Annotated in this window: 22 protein-coding genes; 15 read left to right on the top strand and 7 right to left on the bottom strand. The window is 67.3% G+C overall.

Going from position 1 to position 18,034, the window contains the following annotated elements:
* The first annotated feature begins 25 nt into the window (after positions 1–25).
* The 7 genes from RGD00_RS16740 to RGD00_RS16710 all read left to right on the top strand — a co-directional run bounded on the left by RGD00_RS16740 (position 26) and on the right by RGD00_RS16710 (position 7,061).
* Positions 26–2,362, top strand: coding sequence for an AAA family ATPase (locus RGD00_RS16740; RefSeq protein ID WP_310458433.1), 2,337 nt, complete (start codon positions 26–28; stop codon positions 2,360–2,362).
* Between the two features lie 440 nt (positions 2,363–2,802).
* Entirely contained in the window at positions 2,803–3,339 is a 537-nt protein-coding gene (locus tag RGD00_RS16735) for a hypothetical protein (protein ID WP_310458432.1), read from the top strand.
* Entirely contained in the window at positions 3,336–3,542 is a 207-nt protein-coding gene (locus tag RGD00_RS16730) for a hypothetical protein (RefSeq protein WP_081348927.1), read from the top strand. The genes RGD00_RS16735 and RGD00_RS16730 overlap by 4 nt, the downstream gene beginning before the upstream one ends.
* Complete coding sequence (locus tag RGD00_RS16725; RefSeq protein WP_310458431.1) at positions 3,539–3,967, top strand: DUF6362 family protein; 429 nt, start codon at positions 3,539–3,541, stop codon at positions 3,965–3,967. Before RGD00_RS16730 ends, RGD00_RS16725 begins: the two co-directional genes overlap by 4 nt.
* A 423-nt stretch (positions 3,968–4,390) precedes the next feature.
* Positions 4,391–5,722, top strand: a complete 1,332-nt coding sequence (locus RGD00_RS16720) for a site-specific DNA-methyltransferase (protein ID WP_310458460.1) — start codon at positions 4,391–4,393, stop codon at positions 5,720–5,722.
* Entirely contained in the window at positions 5,722–6,726 is a 1,005-nt protein-coding gene (locus RGD00_RS16715) for a DNA cytosine methyltransferase (protein WP_310458430.1), read from the top strand. The genes RGD00_RS16720 and RGD00_RS16715 overlap by 1 nt, the downstream gene beginning before the upstream one ends.
* Positions 6,723–7,061 carry a DUF7220 family protein gene (locus RGD00_RS16710; protein ID WP_425603428.1) on the top strand — a complete coding sequence of 113 codons (339 nt, stop codon included), beginning with the start codon at positions 6,723–6,725 and terminating at the stop codon, positions 7,059–7,061. Before RGD00_RS16715 ends, RGD00_RS16710 begins: the two co-directional genes overlap by 4 nt.
* 47 nt (positions 7,062–7,108) lie before the next feature.
* Here RGD00_RS16710 and RGD00_RS16705 read toward each other — a convergent pair whose 3' ends face one another.
* From RGD00_RS16705 to RGD00_RS16690, 4 genes are all read right to left on the bottom strand, one after another.
* Positions 7,109–7,348 (bottom strand): DUF3489 domain-containing protein, encoded by a 240-nt coding sequence (locus tag RGD00_RS16705; RefSeq protein WP_310458459.1) that lies wholly within the window; start codon positions 7,346–7,348, stop codon positions 7,109–7,111.
* A gap of 17 nt (positions 7,349–7,365) precedes the next feature.
* Positions 7,366–7,881 carry a DUF6448 family protein gene (locus RGD00_RS16700; RefSeq protein WP_310458428.1) on the bottom strand — a complete coding sequence of 172 codons (516 nt, stop codon included), beginning with the start codon at positions 7,879–7,881 and terminating at the stop codon, positions 7,366–7,368.
* A 279-nt stretch (positions 7,882–8,160) separates the two neighbouring features.
* On the bottom strand, positions 8,161–8,673 hold the full coding sequence (locus tag RGD00_RS16695) for a DUF3489 domain-containing protein (RefSeq protein WP_310458427.1): 513 nt from the start codon (positions 8,671–8,673) through the stop codon (positions 8,161–8,163).
* A gap of 95 nt (positions 8,674–8,768) precedes the next feature.
* On the bottom strand, positions 8,769–8,993 hold the full coding sequence (locus RGD00_RS16690) for a hypothetical protein (protein ID WP_310458426.1): 225 nt from the start codon (positions 8,991–8,993) through the stop codon (positions 8,769–8,771).
* A 110-nt stretch (positions 8,994–9,103) separates the two neighbouring features.
* On the opposite strand from RGD00_RS16690, the gene RGD00_RS16685 reads away from it, so the two are divergent.
* From RGD00_RS16685 to RGD00_RS16675, 3 genes are all read left to right on the top strand, one after another.
* The gene (locus RGD00_RS16685; protein WP_310458425.1) at positions 9,104–9,688 is read left to right on the top strand and encodes a hypothetical protein; all 585 of its coding nucleotides are present in this window, start codon (positions 9,104–9,106) and stop codon (positions 9,686–9,688) included.
* A complete protein-coding gene (locus RGD00_RS16680) occupies positions 9,636–11,621 on the top strand; it encodes a phage terminase large subunit family protein (RefSeq protein WP_310458424.1) in 1,986 nt (661 codons plus the stop codon). Before RGD00_RS16685 ends, RGD00_RS16680 begins: the two co-directional genes overlap by 53 nt.
* A 95-nt stretch (positions 11,622–11,716) precedes the next feature.
* Complete coding sequence (locus tag RGD00_RS16675; RefSeq protein ID WP_310458423.1) at positions 11,717–11,956, top strand: CDGSH iron-sulfur domain-containing protein; 240 nt, start codon at positions 11,717–11,719, stop codon at positions 11,954–11,956.
* Between the two features lie 111 nt (positions 11,957–12,067).
* Here RGD00_RS16675 and RGD00_RS16670 read toward each other — a convergent pair whose 3' ends face one another.
* The gene (locus RGD00_RS16670) at positions 12,068–12,682 is read right to left on the bottom strand and encodes a plasmid pRiA4b ORF-3 family protein (RefSeq protein ID WP_310458422.1); all 615 of its coding nucleotides are present in this window, start codon (positions 12,680–12,682) and stop codon (positions 12,068–12,070) included.
* A gap of 48 nt (positions 12,683–12,730) precedes the next feature.
* On the opposite strand from RGD00_RS16670, the gene RGD00_RS16665 reads away from it, so the two are divergent.
* From RGD00_RS16665 to RGD00_RS16645, 5 genes are read left to right on the top strand one after another with little or no spacing between them, the layout of a single operon-like run.
* Positions 12,731–12,946 (top strand): phage head-tail joining protein, encoded by a 216-nt coding sequence (locus RGD00_RS16665; RefSeq protein WP_310458421.1) that lies wholly within the window; start codon positions 12,731–12,733, stop codon positions 12,944–12,946.
* 4 nt (positions 12,947–12,950) lie between these two features.
* Positions 12,951–14,462 (top strand): phage portal protein, encoded by a 1,512-nt coding sequence (locus RGD00_RS16660; RefSeq protein WP_310458420.1) that lies wholly within the window; start codon positions 12,951–12,953, stop codon positions 14,460–14,462.
* Positions 14,463–14,466: 4 nt separating this feature from the next.
* The gene (locus RGD00_RS16655; RefSeq protein WP_310458419.1) at positions 14,467–15,459 is read left to right on the top strand and encodes a head maturation protease, ClpP-related; all 993 of its coding nucleotides are present in this window, start codon (positions 14,467–14,469) and stop codon (positions 15,457–15,459) included.
* A 6-nt stretch (positions 15,460–15,465) separates the two neighbouring features.
* On the top strand, positions 15,466–15,837 hold the full coding sequence (locus tag RGD00_RS16650) for a head decoration protein (protein WP_310458418.1): 372 nt from the start codon (positions 15,466–15,468) through the stop codon (positions 15,835–15,837).
* A gap of 45 nt (positions 15,838–15,882) precedes the next feature.
* On the top strand, positions 15,883–16,896 hold the full coding sequence (locus RGD00_RS16645; RefSeq protein WP_310458417.1) for a major capsid protein: 1,014 nt from the start codon (positions 15,883–15,885) through the stop codon (positions 16,894–16,896).
* 10 nt (positions 16,897–16,906) lie between these two features.
* Here the strand turns inward: RGD00_RS16645 and RGD00_RS16640 are convergent, their stop codons facing one another.
* Entirely contained in the window at positions 16,907–17,683 is a 777-nt protein-coding gene (locus tag RGD00_RS16640; protein WP_310458416.1) for an RES family NAD+ phosphorylase, read from the bottom strand.
* A complete protein-coding gene (locus RGD00_RS16635) occupies positions 17,643–18,023 on the bottom strand; it encodes an antitoxin Xre/MbcA/ParS toxin-binding domain-containing protein (RefSeq protein ID WP_310458415.1) in 381 nt (126 codons plus the stop codon). Before RGD00_RS16635 ends, RGD00_RS16640 begins: the two co-directional genes overlap by 41 nt.
* Positions 18,024–18,034: the final 11 nt, after the last annotated feature.

Raw genomic sequence — 18,034 nt, 5'->3', positions numbered from 1 at the left:
ACCCCAGACACTTGAGGATGCGTCCATGACCGCCGATCACGAAGACCGCTCCGCCCCGCCCGACGCATCGACGGGCAATCTTGTCCATTTCAACCCCTGGCGCGATTTCAACGACGCGGCTCCGATGACCGACGTCTTCGGCGATGAGCCCGACCCCGAGCAGATCACGCAGTTCATGGAGGTGGTCTTCGGCTACTGCGACGGGCTGATCCCGGTGCGCAGTTTCATCGACAAGGGGCAGGGCATCGACGGCCGTCCGCACAACATCTGGCTGGATGCCAATGCCGCTGCGGCAGGGAAGATGGCCACCTTCGCCACATGGGCGTCGCGCGAGGGGGCTGCGGTCTATGTCATTCCCGGCACGGTCGCCGCAGTCGGCCAGGCCAAGGCGGCGGAAATCCTGCAGATGCAGACCGTGGTCGTGGATATCGACAGCGGCGACATCGCCGCCAAGCGCGCCCATCTCGAACGCCACCTCGGGTCGCCGACCATGGTCGTGGAAAGCGGCGGTGTCACGGCCGAGGGGCAGCGCAAGGCCCATGTCTGGTGGAAACTCACCGAGCCCGCCGAGGGCAGCGACATCGCCCGCGTCACGCGTCTGCGCGGCGACATTGCCGCCAAGGTCGGGGGCGACATGCATTTCCGCTCGGCCCACCAGCCGATCCGGGTGGCGGGGTCTGTCTATTACAAGAACAACCTCAAGACGCAGGTCCGGATCGTCGAACTGAACGCGGGCCTCGAGCGGGATCTGGGAGAGTTCATCGAGGCTGTGGCCGACATGCCTCCTGCACCCGGTATCAGTCTGGCACCGGATTTCGCCACGCCGGACAAGCCCCGCGTCGACGATGTGCTCGTGACCCCGGTGCGCGAGGGTGGGCAGGACGACTGGTCCCGCTTCGAGGGTGCATCGGCCGCGATCGGGCATTTCATCCGTTTGGTTCACGAAGGCCGGATGTCGAAGGACGAAGGCTGGGAGGCGATCTGCGGCTACAACGCCGCCATGCTGCGTCCCTCCTGGCCGATCGAGCGCCTGCAGCGCGACGCCGAGCGGCTCTGGGATCTGCATGTCCAGAAGAACGGGCCGCCGCTGGTCCGCCTCGACAGCGCAGCCCCCGCACCCAGTGAAATGCCCACCTTCACGCTCGGCGCGCTGCTGGATGATACCAGCCCGATGCCCGAGGACATCATCGCGCCCCGTGTGCTGACGCCGGGCGGACTTTTGGTGCTGGGCGGTGCACCAAAGGTCGGCAAGAGCGATCTGACGATCAGCTGGCTCGTTCACATGGCCGCTGGTCAGCCCTTCCTTGGCTTCACCCCGCCACGCCCGCTGCGGGTGTTCTACCTGCAGGCCGAAATCCAGTATCACTACCTGCGCGAACGGCTGAGCCAGATCGCGCTGCCCGCCAGGGTTCTGGCCGCCGCGCGCGAGACCTTCGTGGCGACGCCGAAGCTGAAGCTGCTGCTCGATGCCGAGGGCAGCATGCGCGTGGCGCGCGCCATCCGGGCGGCCTTCCCGGATGCGGGCCCGGACATCATCTGCATCGACCCGATCCGCAACCTTTTCGATGGCGGCCCGGACGGCGGCGGCGAAAACGACAACGCCGCGATGATGTTCTTCCTCAAGGACCGGGTCGAGGTTCTGCGCGACCACGTCAACCCGGACTGCGGCGTGATCCTCGTCCACCACACCAAGAAGCTCTCGAAGCACCAGGTAAAGGAGGACCCGTTTCTTGCGCTCTCGGGCGCCAGCGCGCTCCGGGGCTTCTACACTTCCGGCCTGATCCTGCACCGGCCGGACGAGGAGGCACCGGAGCGGAAACTCGAGATCGAGCTCCGGAATGGCCCCGCGCTGCCCTCGAAGCTGATCGACAAGGTTGGCGGCCAGTGGGTCGAGATCAACCCGATGAACGAGCGCCTGGTCCGCGCCGAGGTTGGCGCGAAATACGACGCCGAGCGCGTCCGCAAGCAGGAGGTGATCCTCTCCATCCTGCTCGAGGAGGCGGCCGAGGGGCGACTTTATACCGCCAATCAGTTTGCCGAGGTCTTCGAGAACAAGGGTGGTCTGGGCGGCAAGGATGCCATCCGGGACCGGATCGGCGTGCAGGCCACCAAGGGCACCGTCAAGTTTGTTCGCAACGCTGCCCACTATGGCCTTGGGCCCTCCCGCTCGCGCTTCGGCTACCTCTGTGTCGAGGGCATGGTCATGCCCACGGGCGGCGAGGAGGTCGATCCGGAGACCGGCGAAGTCACGCCTGTCCGCGTTGCTGTGCTGCCGACCCATTACAAATCGCCGCAGACCGGTGCGCTCCTCGAGGTCGAAAACCCGCATGTCTGGGTCTATCCGGAGGGGGAACGGCCATGATCGCCCCCGACGAATGCTTTGCGTGGCAATGCGCAGGGACCAGTTTGAACCAGATTGGCCCCGCCGCCAAAACTGCCTCGCCATCCTCACGCAGGACCACGCAGGGTCCAGTTGTGACCAGTTTGGGCCCGCTTCCGAAACTGCCCCTGCAGGATTGCGCGGACGCCGCAACGGCTACGCTGCAACCAGTTTCGGCAGGTTCAGCCGAAAACGACCTCCCGAAACTGGAATTCCTGTTTTCTGTCAGTGTCTTGACACGGGTTCCAAGTTTCGGGGGTGAAACCACCCCCTACGGGGGTGGGGGAGAACGCCGCAGGCGGGTTCTCCCTCGCCCACCCCCAGGGGGTTCGCGCGCGTGGCCTGTCCCCGACCCGATCACGCCGAGTTCCCAATCTGACGTCGCCTTCCACCGAGCAGCCAACCAGAAGAGGAGACCCCCCATGGCTGACCTGACCTTCGCCACCCAACCCCATGTGGCCATCCCCGATCTGCCGACCGCCGTCCGGTTCGGCCGCACCCTGTTGGCCCTCGACCTCGGCACCACGACGGGGTGGGCGCTGCATGGCCTTGATGGGCTGATCACCAGTGGCACCGTCTCCTTCCTTCCCGGTCGCTTCGATGGCGGTGGCATGCGCTATCTGCGGTTCACCAACTGGCTGGGCGAGCTGGATCGTCTGTCCGGGCCCATCGCATCCATCTGGTTCGAAGAGGTCCGTCGCCACGCCGCAACCGACGCCGCCCATGTCTATGGCGGGCTGATGGCCACGCTGACCGCATGGGCGGAACTGCGCAGCGTGCCCTACGAGGGTGTCCCGGTCGGCACGATCAAGCGCCACGCCACCGGCAAGGGCAACGCCGACAAGGCGGCGATGATTGCCGCCGCCCGGGCAAGGGGCTTCAGTCCCGCCGATGACAACGAGGCTGATGCCATCGCGATCCTGTTCTGGGCACTCGAGACCAAGGGGGGCCTGCGATGACCGGGATGCGTTTCATGCCGAAAGGCTATGGCGGCCGTCGTCGGAACCCCGATGAGGTCAAGCGTGATGGCTGGCGCGAACAGCGCGTGTTGGCCGTCGCCCTCGACGATCACCGCCTGACTTGGCCCGAACGGGAACTGGTGCGCCAGCTTGGCGAGAAGCTTTATGGCCCGGCCACCAGCGGGCGGGAGGTGCAGCGATGACCGTGTGGACCCCCGCGCTGGTCGAGGAACGCCTGGCCGAAGCCGCCTTCGTCCTGAGGCGTCTGCCCGAGCCCCGCAGGCAGGGTTACTTCAGCACCTGGCCTGCGGTCTTGCACAGCTTTGGTGACAAGGTCGGGCAGGAACCCAAACCGATGCGCGTGCTTCCCTCGCCGCAGGCGATCAGCCGCATGGAGGAAACGCTGACCTGGACTGCCTGCCTCGAGCCAGTGGACGGTCGCATCGTCTGGATGAAAGCCCATGGCGAGCGATGGAAGGAGATCTGCTGGTCCGCAGGGCTGCACCGGTCGGCCGCGCATCAGCACTGGCAATTCGGCCTCGCCGTGATCGCGCTCACCCTCAACAAGCGGCGGTTCAACCGCAACCTGTCGAAGCAGCGGGTGATCGCGCTGGCCAGTGGCGCGTAACCGCTCGCGCCAGATAGAAAATTGTCCGCCGGACAGTTTTCGAAGGGACAGAAAGCCCTCTCCCGGGCTAGAAAGTTGATATGCTCGGGAGAGGAGCGCGCGGGGCAGGGGGCCACTGGCTTCCGGTATCCAGCGAGAGTCCGGTCGGGGTCCAGCCCCGGCGAGTTGGCGGTTCCTTCCTGGCAATAATCGTATGCTGGCGGGCGAAGCCCGGAACTTCGCTAGCGTCAGGGCCGTTTTTTTGGGAGTCCACCCCGGTCAGAGTCCACCCAAAAACGTCTGAAACCTTCGTAAAATCAAACGTCTAGCTGGACCCCGCAGGTGGATACCTGCTGGACTCCGGAGTCCAGTTCGGAAGCCGCTGGATTCCGCGCCCTGGGATCCACCGCAGACGACAGAAACCTATCGAAAGAGATCATGCTCATGACCCTCGCCTTCGCCCCCGAGCGGATCGAGTCCTGGCCGCTTGCGCGCCTGCAGCCCTACGCGAAGAACGCCAAGCTGCATGGTGCGGACCAGGTCGCGAAGATCGCCGCCAGCATGGCCGAGTTCGGCTGGACCGTGCCCTGCCTCGTTGGCGAGGACGGCGAGCTGATCGCGGGCCACGGCCGGGTGCTGGCCGCGACACAGCTCGGGCTGACGGAAGCGCCGGTGATCGTGCTCGGACACCTGACCGAGGCGCAGCGCCGGGCTTACCGGATTGCGGATAACCGGCTCGCGGAATCGCCGTGGGACGAGGCGCTGCTGTCGGCCGAGTTGAACGACCTGCTGGCCGAGGATTTCGACTTGTCGCTGGTCGGCTTCTCCGACGGTGAGTTGGACAAGCTCTTGGCCTTCGTGCCGGAGGGGGGCGGGGAAGAAGAAGGTGGCGCCGGGGGCTCTATGCCGCCGGTGACCATCCCCGAGCCGCCGCGCAATCCGGCCTCGCGCACGGGCGATCTGTGGATCCTCGGCGACCATCGCCTGCTCTGCGGCGACAGCACGAACCACGATGACGTGCGCCGCCTGATGAACGGCGAGCGCGCGATCCTGTTCGCGACCGACCCGCCGTATCTGGTGGACTACGACGGCTCGAACCACCCGACACGGAATAAAGACTGGTCGCAGTCCTATGGCGTCACCTGGGACGACAGTTCGCAGGGGGCCGAACTCTATGACGGGTTCATTGCCGCCGCTGTGGCCGAGGCAATCACCGAGGATGCGGCCTGGTACTGCTGGCACGCCTCCCGCCGCCAGGCGATGCTGGAAGCCTGCTGGGAAAAGGCGGGGGCCTTCGTCCATCAGCAGATCATCTGGGTAAAGGACCGCGGCGTGCTGACCCGGTCTCACTACCTCTGGAAGCATGAGCCCTGTTTCATGGGCTGGCGCCGCCCCAACCGACCGCCGAAAGTGGCCGAGGAAACCCTGCCGTCCACATGGGCGCTGCCCAGCTTCGCCAAGGACGATCGGCCCGACCACCCGACGCCGAAACCGCTCGACGCCTTCGGGATCCCGATGCGCCAGCATGTGGTGCGGGGTGGGCTTTGCTATGAGCCGTTCTCGGGCTCCGGCTCGCAGATCATGGCGGGCGAGGCCAATGGCCGCCGCGTCTTCGCGATGGAAATCAGCCCGGCCTATGTCGATGTCGCCGTGGAGCGCTGGCAGGCCGAGACCGGGCGTGACGCGATCCTCGATGGCGATGGCCGGACCTTCGCGCAGGTGAAAGCCAAACGGCTGGGCGAGACCGTCGCCTCAGATGCCGACGCTGCCGCCTGATGGCCGTCTATTACAACGATGCCGATCCGGCGGCCTGCGCCTGGCTGCGGGAGTTGATCGCCGCTGGTCACCTGCCGGACGGCGTGGTGGACGAGCGGTCGATCCTCGAGGTGGAGCCCGGCGACCTTCGCGACTTCACACAATGCCATTTCTTCGCCGGAATCGGCGGCTGGCCCCATGCGCTGCGCCTTGCCGGCGTGGCCGAGGACCGGCCGATCTGGACCGGCTCGCCGCCCTGCCAGCCCTTCAGTCAGGCCGGGCAACGCAAGGGACAGGACGATGACCGCCATCTCGCCCCCGCTTTCCTGCGCCTCGTCGCCGCCTGTCGTCCCGGCCTCGTCTTCGGCGAGCAGGTCGCCAGTGCGGCAGTGCTCGGACCATCTGGCCGAACGGCTGGACCACAGGCTGAAAGTGCGGCTGGCTGGGCGTGGTTCGACGCTGTGGCGGCTGACCTGGAGGCGGCATCTTACGCCGTCGCGGCGGCCGATCTGCCGGCTGCGGGCATCGGCGCCCCGCATATCCGGCAGCGGCTGTTCTTCGGCGCCGTCGCCCTTGGGTCAAACCATGGCGGGCTGGGCCACCGCCTCGGCGCGCGATTACAAGGATGGCGCGGAATGCCCGGGCGTGCCGATCAACGCGCTGCTGGGCCGCCAGGTCTGGCTGGCGGGATGGCCGACGCCGATGGCCGGGTCTCCGGCCACGGACAGGTACAATGCGGCCGGCAATACCGATGCCAGCCGCAGGACGGTGGCGCTGCTGGTCAGGACGGACCCCTCGTCAATCCCACGGGGACCGGCGCGACGGACGGCGTCTGGCGAGATCCGGACTGGCTCCTTTGCCGGGACGAACGCTGGCGACCGGTTGAGCCCGGAACATTCCCGCTGGCTGATGGGATACCCGGCCGCATGGGGCTGCTCAGGGGCTACGGCAATGCGATTGTGCCGCCGCTCGCGGCGGAGTTCGTGACGGCCTTTCTGGAATCCCTGCCGGAGGCGCTGCGATGAGGCAATCCCGGATCATGTCGCTCGTCGAGGCCGCGGCCAACGTTGTCGTCGGCTACGTTCTGGCCATCGCCACGCAGATCCTGATTTTTCCCCTGTTCGGGATCGAGGCCGGGCTGCCGGCGCATCTGGCGATCGGGCTGGTGTTCGCGGTCGTGTCGCTGGCGCGGGGCTATGTGCTGCGGCGGTTGTTCGAACACTGGTGGCCGCAGAAAAATGGGCCAGCGCAAGGGCTGGCCCGAGTCGAGGCAGACAAAGTGGCACAGGCAGAGCCACTTCGAGCAGTCGAGGTCTCGCGCAAGCAAGACCTCGCGGGACAGCCTCATGCTGGCGGATGATTCTGCAACACGCGCAGAGACATGCGGCGCAAGGCGTCACCCGGAAGTCACAGGCTGGTGACTGTTTCGATCTTGCAGCAACGCCCCCGGTCTGCGATCTTTTCGGAGGTAATCGTCAGCCCGAGCCTCTTTTTCAGTGGCCCGGCGATGGCACCCCTCAGCGGGTGCGGTCTCCACTCGAGGGCTGCAACGATCTCCTCGATGGTGGCGCCGCCCGGTGCGTGGTTAGCTGCTCGGGCGGCTGTTTGAACTGTACGGTCGGGATTCCGAGACGCCGAGGTGAGCAGGTCGCATTGTCCGGGAACTACCCGTGCTTGTGGCCGGAATGACCCTCGTGGGCGTCCGCCTTCATCGCGCCGTAGAGCTTGTGCGAATAGACCTGCAGGCCAAGCATCGCCTCGACATAGGCCCGGGCCTTCGCGACGTCGCGTGGGTCGTGGTCACGCAGTCTCATCATGTGCGTGAAACGATGCTCGATCTGTTCACGCAACGTCTCGGTCAGCATCCTGATCAGCGCGTCCGGTGAACCGGTCTCGATCGCTTTCTCTGCGACAGGGATCACCGGCCCTTCGTCCAGCCCGGCCGGTTTCAGTCCAGTATATGCGGCCCCTTCACCGGCGCGATGCACGCGCACAACGGTTTCGTAGAAGTAGAGATCGGCCACCTCGCGCGCCTCCGGTGCTGCCTTGCGGGCCTTCTGAACCCTGTCGAACGCCGCTCGAACTTCACCTTCGCCGCTCTGCGGGACATAAGCCAATGCGATGGTTACGTCATTCGTTTCCAGCGCCTTTCGGGCGGCGGTGACGACGGGCCCGTCCATGGTGTCGCAATGTGGAGGCATGTCCAATCTCCTCTGGCTGGCGGCACGCTCCCGGTTCCGGCAAGTCAGGTACTCCGGCCAAGCTTCATGCCGCATATTTCTGACTTTCTACCGCAAAGGCGCCGTCAGGTCCTTGATCTCGGACAACTGGCCACGGGCATCGGGAAATCCGGTTGCAGGTGCTGCGAAAAAAACAATGCGTCAGCGCCGCAGCAAGGCACGGTGTCATGAGCGACGCACCGCCGCCCGGAAAGGGCAGCGGCACAGGATTCGCCTCGATCAAATGATCCGATAGACCCGCCCGCGTCCATTGACCTTTTCGGAGGTAATCGTCAGCCCGAGCTTCTTCTTCAACGCCCCGGACAGGGCACCCCTCGCAGTGTGAGCCTGCCAGTGAAGCTCGGCGACGATCTCTTCGATGGTGGCGCCGCCCGGTGTGCGCAGCATCTCGATCAGCGCATCCTGCTTGGTGCCTTTGCGGCGCTGGATCGGTGCGATGACGGTTTCGGATGGTTTCTTGGTGGCATCGGCCTCCGTGATCCCGAGCGTGCGCTGTGCCAGCGGCGTCGCGCGCAGGGTGATCGGGCCGCGCGCCTCGTCGTGCCGCCAGACGGTGTTGAGGTCGGTGGCGGGGATTTCCTCGATCAGCCTGAGCTTCAGAAGGCTCTTGCAGACATTTCCGACAGCGCCGCCCTTCAGCTTGGCGGTGACGGGAAAGATCGCGCCATCGTCGCGCGCGCAGGCCGCGGAAAGGATGACGGCTTGGGTATCGGTCAGCTGGATCTGGGTCATGGGGTCGTCTCCGTGCTCGGGGCCGCGACCGTCGCAGCCCTCCTACGACCCCGAGCCGCGCGGGCGCGCGGCGAGCGTTTCGGCTTTGCTGGAGGTCAATCCGCGCGTTCGCCTTCCCTGAACGCGCTGTCGGTGATCTGGCGCAGCAGGCTCGCGTAGTGCTTCAGCGTCCCGACATGCCCCCAATCGATCTCGTCGGGGCTGGTCTCGAAATGGTCGGCGCTGAAGGCGGCGAGGCGTTCCAGCATGGTGTCGATCTCGGCCTTGGCGGCGATGAAGGCGTCGAGGGCCTTGGAATTGTCGGTCTTGAGGCGGGGCATGGTGTGTTCCTCGGGTGAGTTGCATCGCTTCGCTGGAAACACGTTCCCTCTGTCCGCGGCGCTTATCAACAAGACAGGCACATGAATCTGAACGATAATCGGAGCCATCGATGCAGGGCATGAGCGAGCGCCAGTACGCCGCGCATGTCGGGCTGTCGCGGGGCGGGGTCCAGAAAGCCAAGGAGGCCGGACGGCTGGTCCTGTTCGCGGACGGCAGCATCAACGCGGCCGCCAGCGACGTGCGTCGCGCAGAAACGACCGATCCGTCCAAGACCCGCAAGCCGCCCGCGCCGAAGCTGAAGCCTGTGCCCGAGGCCGCCGTCGCGGCCGTTGGCGATACCTTGCGGGAGAATGGTCTGACGGCGCCGGTCGCGGGTGGTGGCACGACCTATCTGCAGGCCAAGACCGCCAACGAGGTGCTGAAGGCGCAGGAACGCAAGCTGAAGCTCGCGAAGCTGAAGGGCGAGCTGATCGACCGGAACCGCGCGGAGATGCTGATGTTCCGCCTGGCGCGCGAGGAGCGCGATGCCTGGGTGACCTGGCCTGCGCGGGTGGCGGCGCTGATGGCGTCCGAATTGGCGGCTGGCCTTGGGCCCGGGACCCGGCTGGAGGCGGCGGTGATGCAGAAAGCTCTCGAAACCCATGTCCGCGCCCAACTCGACAGCCTTGCCGAGGTACGCACTGGCGCTGGATGACCGGATCCTGGCCTTTGACGGCGCCAGCGACCTCTTGCGGCACTGGGCGCAGGGCATCCGCCCCGATCCGGACCTGACGGTCTCGGACTGGGCCGACCGGCATCGCTGGCTCAGTTCGCGTGCCTCGGCCGAACCGGGGCGGTACCGCACGGCCCGCACGCCCTACATGCGCGAGATCATGGATCACCTCTCGCCCGGCAGCGCCGTGCAGCGGATCGTGGTCATGAAGGCCGCGCAGGTCGGCGCCACGGAAACCGGCAACAACTGGATCGGCTTCGTGATGCATCATGCGCCCGGCCCGATGCTGGCGGTGCAGCCGACGGTGGAGCTGGCCAAGCGCAACTCGCGCCAACGGATCGATCCGCTGATCGAGGAAAGCCCCGACCTGCGGGAGAAGGTGAAACCGGCGCGGTCGCGCGACGCGGGCAACACGATGCTCTCGAAGGAGTTCGCGGGCGGCATCCTGATCATGACCGGGGCGAATTCGGCCGTGGGCCTGCGCTCGACCCCGGCGCGCTACATCTTCCTCGACGAGGTCGATGCCTATCCGGCCTCGGCCGACGAGGAAGGCGATCCGGTGACGCTCGCCGAAGCCCGGTCGCTGACCTTCGCGCACCGGCGCAAGGTGTTTCTGGTCTCGACCCCCACGATCCGGGGGCTGAGCCGGATCGAGCGCGAGTTCGAGGCCAGCGACCAGCGGCGGTTCTTCGTGCCGTGTCCGCAGTGTGGCGCGATGCAATGGCTGCGGTTCGAGCGCCTGCGCTGGGACAAGGGTCGCCCGGAAACGGCAGAGTACCACTGCGAGGGCTGCGAGGCCCCGATCGCCGAACATCACAAGACCGCGATGCTGGCGGCAGGCGAATGGCGCGCGACCGCGACGGGGACGGACCCGCTGACGGTGGGCTATCACCTCTCGGCGCTCTATTCGCCGATCGGCTGGCTGGCCTGGGCGGGCATCGCGCGGTCCTGGGAGGCGGCACAGGGCAGCGACGAGGCGATGCGGGCGTTCCGGAACACGATCCTCGGCGAGACCTGGTTCGAGACCGGCGAAGCCCCCGACTGGCAGCGGCTGGCGGAGCGGCGGGAAGCGTGGACGCCGGGTACGGTGCCTGCGGGCGGGCTGTTCCTGACCGCCGGGGCCGACGTTCAGAAGGACCGGATCGAGGTCGATGTCTGGGCCTGGGGACGCGGCCTGGAAAGCTGGCTGGTGGACCATATCGTCATCGACGGCGGTCCCGGCGATCCGGGCTGCTGGCAGAAGCTGACGGCTCTTCTGGGCAAGGTCTGGGTACATGCGAGCGGCCAGCACCTGACCATCGCGCGGCTGGCCATTGACGCCGGCTACGAGACCAGCGCGGTCTATGCCTGGGCGCGTCAGGTCGGCTTTGCACAGGTCGCCCCGGTCAAGGGGCTCGAGGGATTCAACCGCGCGAGCCCGGTGACGGGGCCAACCTATGTCGATGCCACGATCGGCGGCAAACGGCTGCGCCGCGGCGCACGGCTCTGGTCGGTGGCAACCTCGACCTTCAAGGCCGAGACCTATCGCTTCCTGCGCCAGGAGCGGCCAACGCCGGAGGAGATCGCGTCCGGTGCCGCGTTCCCGGCGGGAACGGTGCATCTGCCGGGCTGGGCGGATGGGGAATGGCTGAGGCAGCTGACGGCCGAGCAGCTGGTCACCGTGAAAGGCAAGCGCGGCTTCACCAAGCTGGAATGGCAGAAGCTGCGCGAACGCAACGAGGCGCTGGACTGCCGGGTCTACGCCCGCGCCGCCGCCTGGATCGCAGGGGCGGACCGTTGGCCGGACGCCCGCTGGCAGGACCTGGAGCAGCAACTGGCTGTTGCTGCCCCAAAGGTCGCGGGCGGTCTATCGGGGAAACCGCCGGCACGACCATCGGCGCGACGGAGGACGGTGCGCTCGAGCTACATGGGGTAACGCTGCCGTTTCCTCTCGGAGCGCCGCAACAGATGTTGCGCAGCGGAGGCCTCATCCACTAGCGTGACGACGAACACAATCAGGGAGAGCGCCGCATGTCGGAGCCCACGATCGCACAGAAGGCCCCGTTCGCGATGGATGTCGAGGAGGGCAAGACCTACTTCTGGTGTGCCTGCGGAAAGAGCAGCAAGCAGCCTTTCTGTGATGGCAGCCACAAGGGGACAGACTTCACGCCTCTCAAGTACACGGCGGACAAGACCGGCCGGGCCTACTTCTGCGGCTGCAAGCACACCGACAAGGCCCCGCTCTGCGACGGCACGCACGCGAAGATCTGACGCGGCCGCTCCCGCGCGTGTCGCGGGTTGTGCATGGGGTCCAATTGTGCGCGGACAGCGTGGTCGTCGGACCGTGTGATCCGGCGTCGGCGACGAGAAGTCCGGCCACGGTCACGGCCCGGGCGTCTGACGGCTACGCCGGAAGGCGTCCAGAGCAGTCTTGCGCTTCATGGCAATCGCGCGAACGCGGGTGGCAATCTCGGGCGCGCCAAAATCCACAGCGTTGAACGGGCCGCCATACCAGCGGACCATATCCTTGTGCTGCGGATGACGACGGTTTGCGAGGGCTTCGAAGAAGTCCATGAAGCCTGACGGGCCGCCCACGTCCTCGGGCGGGGCGGTGCGTTCGCCCGCGACGAACACCGGATAGTCGGTATCGGGATCGGCCGCGCCGACGTGTTCGACAAGGACGCGGTGCTGCCAGTCGTCCCCGAAATCATAGGTGTAGAGGAACTCGGTAATGCCGCGATCGATCAGCGTGCCAAGGCGCATGCCCTTGGCCTGATAGATCTTGCGGCCCCAGACCGCGTCCTCGGGATCGGGTTCGCCATAGACGCGGTCGCCAACCCGGAAGTCATAGAGGTGATAGTTCTCCCAGGGCATCACCGCCTGGATGACCTCGTGCAGGGCGCGCAGGTTGGTGGTCAGGCTGACCTCAAGCTCACGCCAGATGCAGGGCTCGAGATGCAGAAGTTCGATGCGAAGGCGGGCAATCCGGTCGGTCATGGCGGGCCTGGTCGGGACGGGTCGTGGGCAGGATAGAGGCAGGCCGTCATGGCGACAATCACCGACCTTCGCGCGCGCCGCGAGGCGCTGGCCGCGCAGCGCGCCTCGGGCGTGGCGCGGGTCAGCTATGACGGCAAGACCGTGGATTATCGCAGCGTGGCGGAGATCGACCGGGCGATCGAGGCGCTGGACCGCGAGATCGCCGCGGCCGAGGGGCGGCGGATCGTGCGCCAGATCCGGGTGACGACAGACAAGGGGCTCTGACAAGATGGGTCTGTTCGACCTCTTCCGCCGCCCGACACCGGGCGGCCCTGAAGCCGTGCGCGCCCGCCTCGAAGGGGCGATGGCCAGGCGCCGGTTGCGGGGCTGGAACCCGCCGCTCGAGAACATCAATGCGCTCGTCGCATCGGGCGGCCCAAGGCTCCTGGCACGCGCCCGCGAGCTGGTGGTCACCAACGGCTATGCGGCGAATGCCTGCGAGGCTTTTGCGGCGAACCTCGTCGGCGACGGGATCAAGCCGTCGTCGCTGATCGAGGATGCGGGTGTTCGTGACCGGGTCCAGAAGCTCTGGCTCGCCTGGACGGACGAGGCCGATGCCGACGCGCTGACCGATTTCTATGGCCTGCAGGCCATGGTGGCGCGCGAGATGTTCGTGGCGGGCGAGTGCTTCGTGCGCCTGCGCCCGCGCCGGGCGGAAGACGGGCTGCTGGTGCCCTTGCAGCTGCAGTTGCTGCAATCCGAGATGCTGCCCTTCGAGAAGACGGAAACCGCGCCGAACGGCAACCGCATCCGCTGCGGGATCGAATTCGACGCAATCGGGCGGCGGGTGGCCTATCACTTCCGCCGTCGCCATCCCGGTGACAGCACCGACCAGCGCGTGGCCGTGCCCGACACGGTGCGCGTCCCAGCCGAAGAGGTGCTGCACATCTACCGCCCCATCGATGCCGGCCAGATCCGGGGCCTGCCGCATGTGGCGCCTGCGATGGTGCGGCTGTTCCTGCTCGACCAGTACGATGACGCGGAACTTGACCGCAAGAAGACCGCGGCGATGTTCGCGGGCTTCATCACCAAGACCGCGCCCGAGGAGCCGATGATGGGCGAAGGCGCCGCCGACCCCGAGGGTGCCGCAATTGCCAGCCTCGAGCCCGGCACCATGCAGGTGCTGCTCCCGGGCGAGGACGTGAAGTTCTCGAGCCCGGCCGATGTGGGCGGGGGGTACGAGGCGTTCCAGTACCGCACGCTGCTCGCCGTCTCGGCATCATTGGGACTGCCCTATCATCTGGTCACCGGCGATGTGCGGCAGGCGAACTATTCGAGCCTGCGGGCCGAACTGGTCGAGTTCCGCCGCCGCATCGGCCAGCTGCAGCATGGCGTGATCGTGCACCAGTTCTGCCGCCCCGTCTGGGCGCGCTGGCTGGACACCGCAGTGCTGGCGGGGGTGCTCGACCTGCCGGGCTACACGGGCGCACCCGGCCGGTTCCGCGCCGCGCAATGGATCCCGCCGCGTTGGGACTGGGTCGATCCCCTGAAGGACATCCAGGCGCAGGTGCTGGCGATGGAGGCGGGCATCACCTCGCGGCGCAAGGTGGTCGAAGCCACCGGCTACGACGTCGAGGAGGTTGACCGCGAGAACGCCGCCGACGCAAAGCGCGCGGCCGAACTCGGCCTCCGCTACCGGACCAGCCCCGGCGAGACGCAAGGCGCGCGGGCCACGCCCGCAAGGCTGCCCGACCCGGAAACCGATGGGTCCGGCGCGGGCGCGCAACCCGAACAGGAGTGACAGGATGAACAGCTGGTACAGGATCCGCGCCCGGGCCTCCGGGGCGGAAGTGCTGATCTATGACGAAATCGGCGCTTATGGCGTCAGCGCCAAGGGGTTCCTTGCCGAACTCGGCGCACTGCCCGACGGGGTGCCGATCGACCTGCGCCTCAACAGCCCCGGCGGCTCGGTCTTCGACGCGGTGGCGATCTACAACGCGCTGCAGCGACACGCAGGCACGATCACCGTCTGGATCGACGGCATCGCAGCCTCGGCCGCAAGCTACATCGCCATGGCGGGCGACGAGATCGTCATGCCGGAGAACGCCTTCCTGATGATCCACGACCCCGCGGGGCTGGTCATGGGCACCGCTGCCGAGATGCGCGAGATGGCCGACACCATGGACAAGATCGCGGGCAGCATGATCCGCGGCTATGCCGCGCGGTCCGGACGCACCGAAGAGGAGATCGCGGCCCTGATGGCAGCCGAGACCTGGTTTGATGCAGGGGATGCGCTGGAGGCGGGCCTCGCCACCCGCATGATCGCGCCGGTGCGGATCGCGGCCAGCTTCGACATCGCCCGGTTCCGCAATGCGCCGCCTGTGCTGGCGCAAGCCATCGCTGATCCGGTTCCCGAGGCAGGTCCGAACGGGCTTGAGGGGGCCGAAGACAACATCGGAGACGCCGCTACCGCTCGCACAGGCGATCCCGAACCGGAACCGGTGACGCCACCAAGCCCCGACCCTGTGCCGTTTGCCATCGACCCCATCGCCGTCCGCGCTGAAGCCATCGCCCATGCCCGCGCCGTGATCGACCTCTGTCACCTCGCAGGCCAGCCGCAGATGGCGGGGCGCTTTCTCGAACAGGACGCCAGTCTCGATGCGGTCAGGGCCAGCCTTCTCGCCACAAGGGCCGAGGCCGCGCCGCAGATCGCCCCGCACCACCCGCAACCCGGGCGCAGCAGCAGCGCCCGCCCCTGGGGCGATGTCATCGCCCGCACCTTCACCCCGAAAGGATGATCCCCCATGGCCACGCTCACCGAAGGCAGACACGCGGGCGGCTTTCTCGTCTGGGAAGCCTTCCGCGACTATAGCCGCGATACCGTCACGCTGGCGTCCGGCGCCGGAAACCTCGCTCCCGGCACCGTGCTCGGCAAGATCACCACGGGCGGCAAGTTCACCCAGCTCGCCCCCGCCGCAACGAACGGTAGCCAGACCGCAGCCGGGATCCTCTGGGGTGCGGTGGACGCAACCGATGCCGATGCCCCGGGCGTCGTCGTCCTGCGCGGCCCGGCCATCGTCAACCGCCACGAGGTCATCTGGCCGGATGGCGCGACCGAGGCGCAGATCACCGCCGCCACCACCGCCCTTTCCACCCTCGGCATCCTGCTGCGCTGATCCCGCGCAGCCGTCCCCATCCGATATCCGCAAGGAGGCAGCCCCATGGCCAGCATGGACATCTTCGAAGGCGATGCCTTCAGCATCATCGAGCTCACCCGCGCGCTCGAAAACATCCCCTTCAAGCCGGCAATCCTGTCCGGGTCGGGGCTCTTCGGGGCGCGCGGCGTGCGGTCGCGCACCGTGATGATCGAGAGCCGCGACGGCACGCTCTCGCTGATCCCGTTCTCCGAACGCGGTTCGGCCTATGAGAGCCAGATCCCCGAGCGCCGCGACATGCGCGCCTTCGTCGTGCGCCAGTTCAAGAAACAGGACGTGCTCTGGGCCTCGGAAATCCAGGGCATCCGCGACTTCGGTTCGGAGACGGCGGTCCAGCAGGTGCAGACCGAGGTGGCGCGCAAACTCGGCCGCCTGCGCAACGACGCCGAAGCCACCTTCGAGTTCCACCTCTTCAACGGCATCCAGGGCGTGGTGAAGGACCCGAAGGACGGGGCCACGGTGATCAACTACCACACCGAATTCGGCATCACGCCGGCCACGGAAGTCGACTTCGACCTCGACAACGCCACCCCGGCCTCGGGCGCACTCAGGAAACGCTGCCAGGCGCTGATCGAGAGCGTCGAGGACAGCCTTGGCGGGCTGGCCGCCGGTCAGGTCCAGCTGCGCGCCGAATGCGGCTCGGCCTTCTTCGCCGATCTCGTGGCCCACAAGGAGGTGCGCGAGACCTATCTCAACACCGCCGCCGCGGCAGATCTGCGCGGCCGCGTGGGCGAGGAAGTGAGCTTCGGCGGCATCAGCTTCCGCCGCTACCGGGGTGGCCTCGGCTTCGGCGTACCGACCGACAAAGCCTACTTCTATCCGGAGGGCGTCGAGGGCCTCTTCGAGATCTGTTATGCCCCCGCCGACACCTTCGAGACGGTCAACACGCTCGGCCTGCCGCTTTATGCGCGCATGATCCCCGACCGGGACCGCGACGAATGGGTGCGCCTCGAGATCGAAAGCAATCCGCTGCCGGTCTGCACCCGCCCGCAGGTGCTGCGCAGCGCACGGCGGACGTGATCGCGTTGCTTCACCGCGCGCGGGGGCGGTTCCAGATCATGTCGTCAAGACGCGGGTCCGGGGCGAAGCTGTCGGTCGGGAACTCGAGCCCGAGGCGCGGATGTTCCCGCAGGGCTTGCGCGCCGGTTGGCCCGATCCGGATGCGCCAGGTCTGACGCTCGACCGGCTGCGGGGACGCGAAGGCGTGGCAGGTCAGCACCGCGAGGTTCGCGCCTCCGGCAGGATCGCGAACGGACAGGTAGCGGATGATCCCGGCATCGATCGCACGCGCGTCTTCGGCCAGCGCCTGACAGGGGCCGTAGTCGGTGAGGTGGGTCCAGACCTGACGGTCGACATCGAGACCCCCGACCATCAGGTCCAGCGCCACGGGCGTTGCGACTTCTGCCGAGAAGGCGGTGTATTCGGCAGCATCGTCGGGAAAGGGCGTATCGGGGCTCTCGGCGTAGAACAGGAAGCGGTAGAAGACCATCTCGGCCGCCGCCGTCTCGGGCGCCTCGGCGCCATACCAGACCCCGGGCGTCAGCCCCGGCCTGCGGAACCGCGATCCCGCCGGATAGGGTCGATAGCGGAAGGGCGTGGCCAGAAGGTAGTCGAGCGCACGGCATTCCTCGGGCAAAGGGGGCTTGGTCGCCTCGAGGATCTCCTCGAGTGTGGCCTGTTCGGCGAGGTTGTCGACGAGCTTCAGGGTCGAGACCCGATGCTGGGCCTCGACGAACCGCCAGGCAGAGCCCGCGTAGGGCCGCGCTTCAGAGCGGAGCGCGTCTTGCGTCCAGATAGGCCGTGACATCGACAAGCCCCTGCACCTGCGCCATCCGCTCCACGGGGCGTGCCGCGAGCGCCGTGTTGGGCGCGGCCAGCCAGCGTCGCGCCACCGCCTCGTCACCCCCGGTGATCGCGTCGAGCGACCGGAAGGTCCGCACAAGCAGGGCCGCAAGCTCGAAGGGCTTCGACCCCGGCTCAAGCAGGCTTTCGCCCCGTTTCCAGCGCGACACGGTCGCCTCGGAGACGCCAACGATGTCGGCCAGTTGTCGGCCCGACAGGCCAAGTCGGTCTGCCGCCCGCAGCGCGGCCTTGGTCAGCACGGCACCAGCCGCGGGACTCCGGGCGATCTGATGAGAAAGGGTCATGGCTTCCTCCT

The organism is Ruixingdingia sedimenti (genome assembly GCF_031432425.1).
In the GTDB taxonomy this organism is placed as follows: Bacteria; Pseudomonadota; Alphaproteobacteria; order Rhodobacterales; family Rhodobacteraceae; genus Ruixingdingia; species Ruixingdingia sedimenti.
This window is presented reverse-complemented; position numbering and strand designations above follow the sequence as displayed.